The 9,666-nt window shown below is 36.5% G+C and carries 9 protein-coding genes (1 of these 9 only partly in view); 7 read left to right on the plus strand and 2 right to left on the minus strand.

Annotation, left to right across the window (positions count from 1 at the left end; genetic code table 11):
- Window positions 1–29 precede the first annotated feature (29 nt).
- Genes C3L23_RS00740 through C3L23_RS00750 form a run of 3 tightly spaced genes read left to right on the plus strand, consistent with a single transcriptional unit; the run spans window position 30 to window position 1,899 of the window.
- On the plus strand, window positions 30–587 hold the full coding sequence (locus C3L23_RS00740; protein WP_127679264.1) for a DUF507 family protein: 558 nt from the start codon (window positions 30–32) through the stop codon (window positions 585–587).
- A 6-nt stretch (window positions 588–593) separates the two neighbouring features.
- The gene (gene carA, locus C3L23_RS00745; protein ID WP_168175685.1) at window positions 594–1,718 is read left to right on the plus strand and encodes a glutamine-hydrolyzing carbamoyl-phosphate synthase small subunit; all 1,125 of its coding nucleotides are present in this window, start codon (window positions 594–596) and stop codon (window positions 1,716–1,718) included.
- A 1-nt stretch (window position 1,719) separates the two neighbouring features.
- Window positions 1,720–1,899, plus strand: coding sequence for a hypothetical protein (locus C3L23_RS00750; RefSeq protein ID WP_127679266.1), 180 nt, complete (start codon window positions 1,720–1,722; stop codon window positions 1,897–1,899).
- A gap of 1 nt (window position 1,900) precedes the next feature.
- Here C3L23_RS00750 and C3L23_RS00755 read toward each other — a convergent pair whose 3' ends face one another.
- Window positions 1,901–2,689: an undecaprenyl-diphosphate phosphatase gene (locus tag C3L23_RS00755; RefSeq protein WP_127679267.1), complete on the minus strand. Its 789-nt coding sequence runs from the start codon at window positions 2,687–2,689 to the stop codon at window positions 1,901–1,903.
- A gap of 61 nt (window positions 2,690–2,750) precedes the next feature.
- Between C3L23_RS00755 and C3L23_RS00760 the strand changes: the two genes are divergently transcribed.
- Complete coding sequence (locus C3L23_RS00760) at window positions 2,751–4,265, plus strand: glycerol-3-phosphate dehydrogenase/oxidase (RefSeq protein WP_127679268.1); 1,515 nt, start codon at window positions 2,751–2,753, stop codon at window positions 4,263–4,265.
- Window positions 4,266–4,274: 9 nt separating this feature from the next.
- On the plus strand, window positions 4,275–5,030 hold the full coding sequence (locus tag C3L23_RS00765; RefSeq protein WP_127679269.1) for a glycerophosphodiester phosphodiesterase family protein: 756 nt from the start codon (window positions 4,275–4,277) through the stop codon (window positions 5,028–5,030).
- Here the strand turns inward: C3L23_RS00765 and C3L23_RS00770 are convergent, their stop codons facing one another.
- Window positions 5,031–5,846 (minus strand): 3'-5' exonuclease, encoded by an 816-nt coding sequence (locus C3L23_RS00770; RefSeq protein ID WP_127679270.1) that lies wholly within the window; start codon window positions 5,844–5,846, stop codon window positions 5,031–5,033.
- Between the two features lie 96 nt (window positions 5,847–5,942).
- Between C3L23_RS00770 and carB the strand changes: the two genes are divergently transcribed.
- Window positions 5,943–9,215, plus strand: a complete 3,273-nt coding sequence (carB, locus tag C3L23_RS00775) for a carbamoyl-phosphate synthase large subunit (RefSeq protein ID WP_127679271.1) — start codon at window positions 5,943–5,945, stop codon at window positions 9,213–9,215.
- Between the two features lie 153 nt (window positions 9,216–9,368).
- Window positions 9,369–9,666, plus strand: partial view of a rhodanese-like domain-containing protein gene (locus tag C3L23_RS00780; RefSeq protein ID WP_127679272.1) — the 5' portion only. It continues 203 nt past the right edge of the window; the window shows 298 of its 501 coding nt (coding positions 1–298); its start codon is at window positions 9,369–9,371; its stop codon lies off the right edge, out of view.

Genomic DNA, 9,666 nt, shown 5'->3' on the forward strand with positions numbered 1-9,666 from the left:
TTTGATATAATTTTAAAAAAAGGTTTAGTATGCTTATAAAAGAAGCCCAAGTGCCTTTTCTTGCTAGAAAAATCAGTATAGATTTATTAAACAGCGGTTATGTTACTTTTCCGAATAATATAGAAAACGCTACAAAAGAGATAGAAGAAATTATTGCAGACGATGTTGCGTGGGAAAGGGAAATAGAAGATAAAGCAAGAGAAATTTTAGCGAATCAGGAAGAAGAGAACGAGTTTCTTTTTTATGATGTGGACAGAAGAGAAGTATTTAAACTTATCAAAAGCAAAATAGCCGAAGAAGAAGGCTTTAATCTTAAAAGAGATGAAAGAGTAGACGATTTGGCTCATTTCTTGGTAAAAGAGCTTTGGGATAAAGAGTTAATAGATTATGATGTAAGAGACGGAAAAATCAAAAACGTAATTTATAAATCGGTTATGGAGTTTTTACACAGGGAAGTTGAAGCAAGAGATGCGGTTTACAAAAAAATAGAAAATTATAAAAGACCGCTTGTTCCTGGAAGTGAAGAGTTTGAACTGGTTTTTCAAAGACTGTATGAGCAGGAGCTGAGAAAAAGAGGATTAATTTAAAGGATAATGATGAAAATAAGTATTCTTTTGGCTAACGGAATGTTTTTTGAAGCGAAAGGCTTCGGCGCTGAAGGCACAAGTGTCGGTGAAATAGTGTTTAATACTTCAATGACGGGATATCAGGAAATTATTACAGATCCCAGTTACGCAGGGCAGTTTGTTGTATTTACCATGCCTGAAATAGGAAACGTCGGAGTAAACGAAGACGATATGGAAAGTAAAGGCGCATGGTTAAAAGGCGTAATTGTTAGAGAATATGTAGATACTTATTCTAATTTCAGAGGCGAAAAAAGTCTTGGAGAATTTTTACAACAACAGGGAATTTTGGGTATTTGCGAAATTGATACAAGATTTTTAACAAAAACATTAAGAAAAGAAGGTGCTATGATGATGATAGCATCGAGTGAAATTCACGATAAAGAAGAGCTTAAAAAAATACTTGATTCAACGCCAAGCATTCAGGAAATAGATTATATTAAAGAAGTTACAACCAAAGAAGAATATATACATCCAAACGGTGCATGGAACGATATAGAGTTCAAATACAATCCTAAAAACACCGATAAGAGAATTGTCGTATATGATTTCGGGGTAAAAAGAAACATATTAAACGAACTGACTGAGGCCGGAATGGAATGTTTGGTGGTCCCTGCCGATACACCTGTAGAAAAAGTAATTGAGAAATATCAAAACGGAGAAATTCAGGGTGTCTTTTTAAGCAACGGACCGGGGGATCCTCTTATTTTAAAAGATGTGCATGAAAAAATCAAAAAACTGCTTGAGGCAAAAGTTCCTATGTTTGGAATCTGTCTTGGGCATCAGCTTTTAAGCATAGCGCACGGTTATCCTACATTTAAGCTTAAATTCGGTCACCACGGCGGAAACCATCCGGTTAAAAACTTTATAGGAAAATATCCGGAAGTTGAAATTACGGCACAAAACCATAACTACAACGTACCTGAAGAGATTGAAGAGATTGCGGAAGTAACGCATAAAAACCTTTTTGACAACACAATTGAAGGCGTAAAATACAAAAACGAAAAAGTTTTTTCGGTTCAGCATCATCCGGAAGCAAGTCCAGGGCCGAGAGACGCTAAATATATCTTTAAACAGTTTTATGAAATGATTTAAAATGAAGTTTGAAATTCTGAACAAAATAATGTTTGGGATTTTTGAACTTTTTATTCTTTTTGTCGCAATTTTTGCACTCGTCACCACTTTTATGAGCAATCCTCTTGTTTCTACCGTAATATTTTTCTTTTTAATCTATTTTGCTTATTATCTCGCTATAAAGTATTTTATGGAAGAATGAATTATCCGTTTTGGATAATTCCCTGATTGATCAGATACAGCAGTAAAATACCGAATATTATTCTGTAAATTCCGAATGCGTTGAGTGTGTATTTTTGTACAAATTTCAAAAACAGTTTTACCGCAACATATGCGCTTAAGAAACTTATTACGAATCCTACGGCTAAAACAGTGAAATTCTGATCGGAAAAAGAGTGTATGTTTTTAAGAAGCTCATATCCGCTTGCTGCGAACATTGTCGGAATTGCAAGTAAAAAGCTGAAATCCGCAGCTGTTTTTCTGCTGAGTCCGCTGAGCATCCCTCCGACTATTGTGGCTCCGCTTCTGCTTGTACCCGGAATTAGTGCAAACACCTGAAATATCCCCACTATTAACGCCTGTCTAAAACTTACTTTTTCAACATCGTTAACTTTTACTTTTTCTTCACTGTAGAGTTTTTCTACGATAAAAAAAGCGATACCTCCGATTATAAACATCCATGCAACCGTAGTTATGGTAAAGAGTTCTTTAATCTGATGCCTTAACAGAAAACCTATGACAGCCAGCGGCATAAATGCCAGAAGAACTTTTTTCCAAAGATTTATTTCTTTAAAATTGATTTTTTCAAGATATATCCATACTATAGCCAGTGTGGCGCCAAGCTGTATAATTACTTCGAAAGCCACGTTTTGCATTGTCTGTTTTAGTCCTAACAGGGTAGATACGATAATCAGGTGAGCTGTTGAGGATATCGGTAAAAATTCAGTCACACCTTCTACTACTCCGAGAATAATGCTGTCTATTACTGTCATAAACGCCCTTTATTTAATTTGTAAAACGAATTATAATATGTAAAAGAAGCAAAGGCAAAAAATGTATGATATATTGATAATAGGAGGCGGAGCTACAGGCAGCGGTATAGCGCTTGATTCCGCACTGAGGGGATTTAAAACAATTTTATTTGAACAGAACGATTTTTCCGAAGGCACCAGCTCGAGAAGCACCAAACTGGCTCACGGAGGTGTCAGATATCTTGAGGCTGCGGTAAAACATTTGGATAAAAAGCAGTTTTCACTGGTTTTGGAAGGGTTAAGGGAAAGATACAGAATACTCAATAATGCTCCGCATTTGTCAAACAGGCTTTCTTTGATTACCCCGGTTTATAAGTGGCTTCAGGTGCCTTACATTTATTCGGGGCTTGTTCTTTATGATCTGCTTAGCGGAAAATTCAGAGTCGGAAGAAGCTCTCTTATTTTAAATAAACCAGAAAATCTTCCTGTTAAAAAATATAAAGCTGCCGTAAAATATTACGACGGACAGTTTTTGGATGCGAGGATGGTAATTGCGATATTAAAAACGGCAGCGGAAAACAGCGCTGAAATATATAACCATCATAAAGTAACCGGGTTTATTTTCGATAAAGGTAAAATCGCCGGTGTGAAAGTTTTGGACAGGGAAAGCGGTGAAATTAAAAAAATATATTCAAAAACGGTAATAAACGCCACGGGTCCTTTCAGTGACGAAATAAGAAAAACGGCGGATAAAAACGTTAAAAATATAATTGTCCCGAGCAGAGGGGTGCATATTGTCCTTGATAAAAAGTTTCTGCCTGTAAATGAAGGTCTGCTTATTCCTAAAACCGAAGACGGAAGGGTTTTGTTTATACTGCCTTTTATGGATAAATGCCTGGTGGGGACTACAGACGTTGAAGCGGATATTGAAGAGCATCCGAAAGTGAGTGAAGAAGAAATTGATTATATTTTGAAACACATTAACCGGTATTTTACCTTAAACGTTACAAAAGACGATATCCTGGCTTCTTTTGCAGGTATAAGACCGCTTGTAAGTTTGGATAAAAAAACGAATACCGCCAATATAGTAAGGGAGCATATTATTGAAAAGCTTGAATGCGGCCTTGTAACCATAGCGGGAGGCAAATGGACTACATACAGGCAGATGGCTCAAGACGCCGTGGATTTTGTAATTAAGAATTTCGGATTTAAAGATATAAAATGCCGTACATACGATTATAAACTTATCGGTTCACGCAATCTAAAAGAAGCGTATGAAAAATACAAAAACGGAAAATATGAAAGGCTGCTGAAACTTTACGGGGATGAAACTGAACAAGTATTAAAAATGGGAGAGGATGTTTTGGTTGAGGATATATTAAAAGGGGAAGTTTTGTTTTCCATTAGGATGGAATATGCCAAAAAACCGCTGGACTTTATCGTCAGACGGAGTATGGTAGGAATTGTGGACAGGGTAAAAGCCAAAAGAATTTTAGAACCAGTATGTAAAATATTTAAAAAAGAGTTTGGCTGGTCTGATGAAAAATATCAAAACGAGCTCATATCAGCACAAAAAATTCTGGATACGGATATATAAGGAAAAAAGATGTTTGCACCGTTTAAAAAAGAGCATATTTGCATAGCCCACAGAGGATACAGGGCATATTTTCCGGAAAATACGCTTTTTGCGTTTCAGGCTGCTCTTGGCAGGTTTGATATGTTTGAGTTTGACGTTCAGTATACCAAAGACATGGTGCCGGTAATTTTTCACGACGAGGATCTGTTGAGATGTACAAATGTAAAGGAGATGTTTGACAGATATACGGTAAGAGAACTGACCTTTGATGAAATAAAACGTCTTGACAATGTATCCTGGTTTATAAAACAAAACCCTTTTCATACGGATTTGGATTACGGTTATTTAAATACCATTCCTAAACACTCTATTCCTACGCTTGATGAGGTGCTGGAATTTATAAAACAAAACAGATTTCCGGCAAATCTGGAAATAAAAAACTCCGATCTTGATGCCGGTTTTATTGTCGGGGATGTTTTAAGCAGGGTTGAAAAACACGGGGTTAAAGATTATGTGATAATTTCTTCTTTTAACCATGATTATGTCAGAAAAATAGAAGGTTTTTATAAAGCCGCTCTTTTTGACGGTTATAAAGAAGGGCTTTTGGATTATCTGAAAGATTTAAAAGTCGATTCTTATCATGTGGATGTAGAACATTTAAAAACGGAGGATATACAGGTACTGCTAAAGAGCGGAATATTTACGAACGTATATACGGTGGATGACGAAAAACTGAAACTTAAACTGTTTGATCAAGGGGTTAAGGGAATATTTTGCGATTACTGATTATTTCTCTTCAAGAAGTTTGTTGAATACTTTAAGCGTCATTTTAACGTCTTCCAAAGCATCGTGGTAATTTACGTTCTGTTTTCCGAAGAAAAATGCCACACACTCTTCAAGACGGGGCATTTTTTTCTTTTCAAGCACTACGACATCGGCTGAATAATACATTGTGTCGAATATCGGAATATCAATGATATTCGGAAAATGTTCCGCTCTTTCGAGTTCTCTTTTAAGTACGCCGAAATCGTATAATACATTGTGACCCACTACCATATCCAGGTTATCGAATATTTTTAAAAATTCCTCTTTTTTTTCTTTAAAAGTCGGTTTGTTAACCAGGTCTTCCTGTTTTATTTTATGTACGTCGTAAGCTTCTTCACTTATTTTTGCCTCTGGATTTAAAAAATCGTAAATTTCTTCGGTACTTAAATCTTCCATATTTTGGATAACAAAAGCATATGATACGATATATCCCGCAATATCTGTCGTTTCGGTATCGAATACTCCTACTTTTTTGATTCTGTAGTCTTTAGGTGTGTTTTCTAAATCGTTTAAGTAAAATTTTAAAAATTCTTTTGTGGAAAATACTTTTTGTCTTTTAATGGGTTTGAATCTTTTAAGTTTGCCTTCTTCTTCCAAAACTACGGATACGAGATAATCGTTATAGTTTCTGAATATTATGTTTTCTTTGATGTCTTCTTTTAAACATTTAAGCAGGTAGGATTTGTCGTTTTTGAGTTTTTCTTTTGCATAATCTCTTACGGATTTATTAAAAACGGTGGCAAGTCTTAACGTTTCAATTTTTTGAGGTAAACTCAAATTAAGCCTTTTTTATGGAATTATACATTATTTTTATGTTTTGCAGTTTTCCATTTTTCATTATTAAGATATAATTACATATAAAAAAGGTACCGTATGCCAAAAAGAGAAGATATTAAGACCATACTGCTTATAGGTTCCGGTCCGATCGTAATAGGACAGGCTTGCGAATTCGACTATTCAGGCGTTCAGGCCGCAAAAACACTTAAATCATTAGGATATAGAGTTGTTCTTGTAAACTCGAATCCGGCTACGATTATGACCGACCCGGAATTTGCCGACGCTACGTATATCGAACCGATTACCGCAGATGTGGTGGCAAAAATTATTCAAAAAGAAAATGTTGATGCGATTCTTCCTACAATGGGAGGGCAGACCGCACTTAACGTTGCAATGGAAATGTATGAAAAGGGAATGCTTGAAGGTATTGAATTTTTAGGAGCGAACCCGGAAGCGATTAAAAAGGGTGAAGACAGGGAAGAATTTAAGCAGGCCGTTGAAAGAATAGGGCTTGATTTGGCAAAAAGTGAAACCGCCCATACCCTTGATGAAGCTGTTGAAATTGCAAAAAATATCGGATTTCCTTTAATTGTAAGAGCGGCATATACACTTGGCGGACTAGGAAGCGGTGTTGCTTACAATATGGAAGAATTTGAAGCGCTTGCAAAAACGGGTATAGAAGCCAGCCCTATTAACGAAATTGAGATTCTTGAATCAATGCTCGGCTGGAAAGAATACGAAATGGAAGTTATCAGGGACAGAAACGATAACTGTATTATTGTGTGTTCTATAGAAAACGTTGATCCTATGGGTGTGCATACGGGTGACAGTATTACGGTTGCACCGGCACTTACGCTTACTGACAAAGAATACCAGAAAATGAGGGACGCATCTTTTGCCATTCTTAGAGAAATAGGCGTTGATACGGGTGGAAGTAACGTTCAGTTTGCGGTAAACCCCCAAAACGGAAGAATGATCGTAATTGAAATGAATCCGAGGGTTTCAAGAAGTTCGGCCCTTGCATCAAAAGCCACAGGTTATCCTATTGCAAAAATAGCGACTCTTTTAGCTGTGGGATACACACTTGACGAAATTGAAAACGATATTACCGGCACAGCGGCGAGTTTTGAGCCTGTAATAGATTATGTGGTTACTAAAATACCGAGATTTACGTTTGAAAAATTCCCTCAGGCTGACGCAACGCTTACAACTTCTATGAAAAGCGTCGGTGAAGTTATGGCTATAGCAAGAACGTTTAAAGAATCAGTTCAAAAAGCTCTTTATTCACTTGAGACGGGACTTGACGGATTTGAAAAAATCGAATGCGATGAAGAGACACTTGTAAAAAACATAAGAATTCCTAATGAAAACAGGCTTCTTTATGTTGCGGAAGCGTTCAGAAGAGGTAAAAGCGTAGAGGAAATTTTTGATATATGCAAAATTGATCCGTGGTTTTTAAATCAGATTAAAGAAATTGTTGAACTCGAAAAAGAGATAACACCGGCGATTTTAGAAAACGAAGATCTTTTAAGAAAAGCCAAAACATACGGATTCAGCGATAGAATGATTGCAAAACTTATAGGCAAAACCGAAGAAGACGTATATCAGGCAAGAAAAAAATTAGGTGTTGAAATCGACTATAACGAAGTTGACACTTGTGCGGCCGAGTTTGATACGACTACAAGTTACCTTTATTCAAGTGTAAACGTTACCAAAAACGTGCCATTAAGAGGAAGCGACCTTGAAAATGATAAAAAAGTTCTTATTTTAGGCGGTGGACCGAACAGAATCGGGCAGGGAATTGAATTCGACTACTGCTGTGTACATGCGGCTTTCGCACTTGAAGACTTAGGCGTTAAAACAATCATGTATAACTGTAACCCGGAAACGGTTTCAACTGATTACGATACAAGCGACGTGCTTTATTTTGAACCTATTACGTTTGAAAGAGTAAGAAACGTAGTTGAGCTTGAAAGACCGGACGGTGTTATCGTTCAGTTCGGGGGGCAGACTCCTCTTAAACTTGCAAAAGGTCTTACAAGAATCAACGCTAATATTATAGGTACATCCGCTGAAGTAATCGATACTGCGGAAGACAGGGAAAAATTCTCAGCGTTTATTGAAGAGCTTGGTCTTAATCAGCCTGCAAACGGTACTGCTTTTACAAAAGAAGAAGCATATAAAATCGCGGAAAATATCGGCTACCCGGTACTTGTCAGACCAAGTTACGTACTTGGCGGAAGAGCTATGAGAATCGTTTATAATGAAGACGAACTAAAAGCGTATATGGATGAAGCTGTAAGCGTTTCAAACGAAAGCCCGGTACTTATAGACAAATTCCTCGATAGAGCCATAGAACTTGACGTAGACGCTATCAGTGATACCAAAGAAGTGTATATCGGCGGTATTATGCAGCATATCGAAGAAGCCGGAATCCATTCAGGGGACAGTGCGTGTTCGCTTCCGACTGTTAGTATTAGCGAAGAAAAGCTTAAAGAAATCGAAAACGCAACTAAACAGATAGCTCTTAAACTTGGTGTAAAAGGACTTTTAAATATTCAGTATGCTCTTCATAGAGATAAACTATATCTAATCGAAGTTAACCCGAGAGCAAGTAGAACGGTGCCTTTCGTGTCAAAAGCTACTGGACTTCCTTTGGCAAAAGTCGCTACAAGAGTTATGTGGAATTTAGCGCACAATCCTGGAATAAACGGCGGCAAAGTACTTCAAGAAGCACTTAAATTTTACGATAAATTCGGTGTTGTAACGTTTGACGGTAATGTGTTTAAGCCGAAACAAAAAGGACATATTGCCGTTAAGGAAGCAGTGTTCCCGTTCAATAAACTGCCTGGAGCAGATCTGATTTTAGGACCTGAAATGAAATCAACCGGTGAAGTTATGGGAATCAGTGACAGTTTTGGAGAAAGTTTTGCAAAATCACAGGCGGCTTGTAAAAACTTCCTTCCGACAAGCGGAAAAGTGTTTATTTCACTTACGAATATAGATAAAGAGTTCGCTCCGGCTCTTGCAAAAGCACTTAAAAACCACGGTTTTGAAATTGTTGCTACAAGCGGTACTTATAAAGTAATAAGCGAAGCCGGAATCGAATGTGAAAGAGTGCTTAAAATAAGCGAAGGAAGACCGAATATAGTAGATATGATCAAAAATGAAGAAATCGCACTTGTTATCAATACAAGCGATAATAAAGCAAGTAAAGACGACGCTAAAATCATAAGACGCGAAGTGTTAAATCAGGGAATTCCATATTTTACAACAATTGCAGCGGCATTTGCTGCGGTTGAAGCAATTGAATTCTTACAGACAAGCGAAGAAAAAGTCAAATCTATTCAGGACTATTTCGAAAAATAATACTTCTTTTTGACTTTCCTTTTTTTTGTATTAATTCTTTATTAAAATCTATTAAAAAATATTGTTATATTGATTAATTTTATTAATATAGTATTTTGAATTATTTAGATATATAATATATGAATAAGTATTCAAAAAATAAAGGAGAAGAAAATGAAATTTGGAAAAATGTTATTAGCAAGTGTGGCTGTTGTATTACCGCTTATGGCGGCGCCGGGTTATGTTGCACAAATAAACAAAGGTTTTAAACAAGAAACACTGGACTGTGCAAAATATGTGAAATTTATTACACCTGCAACACTGAATAAATGGATGAATCAAAATAAAGACTTTACTATTATTGATGTAAGGGAAAAAGATGAAACAACTGCAGTTCAGATAGACTGGCCTGATACTGATTTTATTCCAAGAGGTGTTTTAGAAGATAAGATACATGAAGAAATAAATGTAA

The organism is Nautilia sp. PV-1 (genome assembly GCF_004006315.1).
Classification (GTDB): Bacteria; Campylobacterota; Campylobacteria; order Campylobacterales; family Nautiliaceae; genus Nautilia; species Nautilia profundicola_A.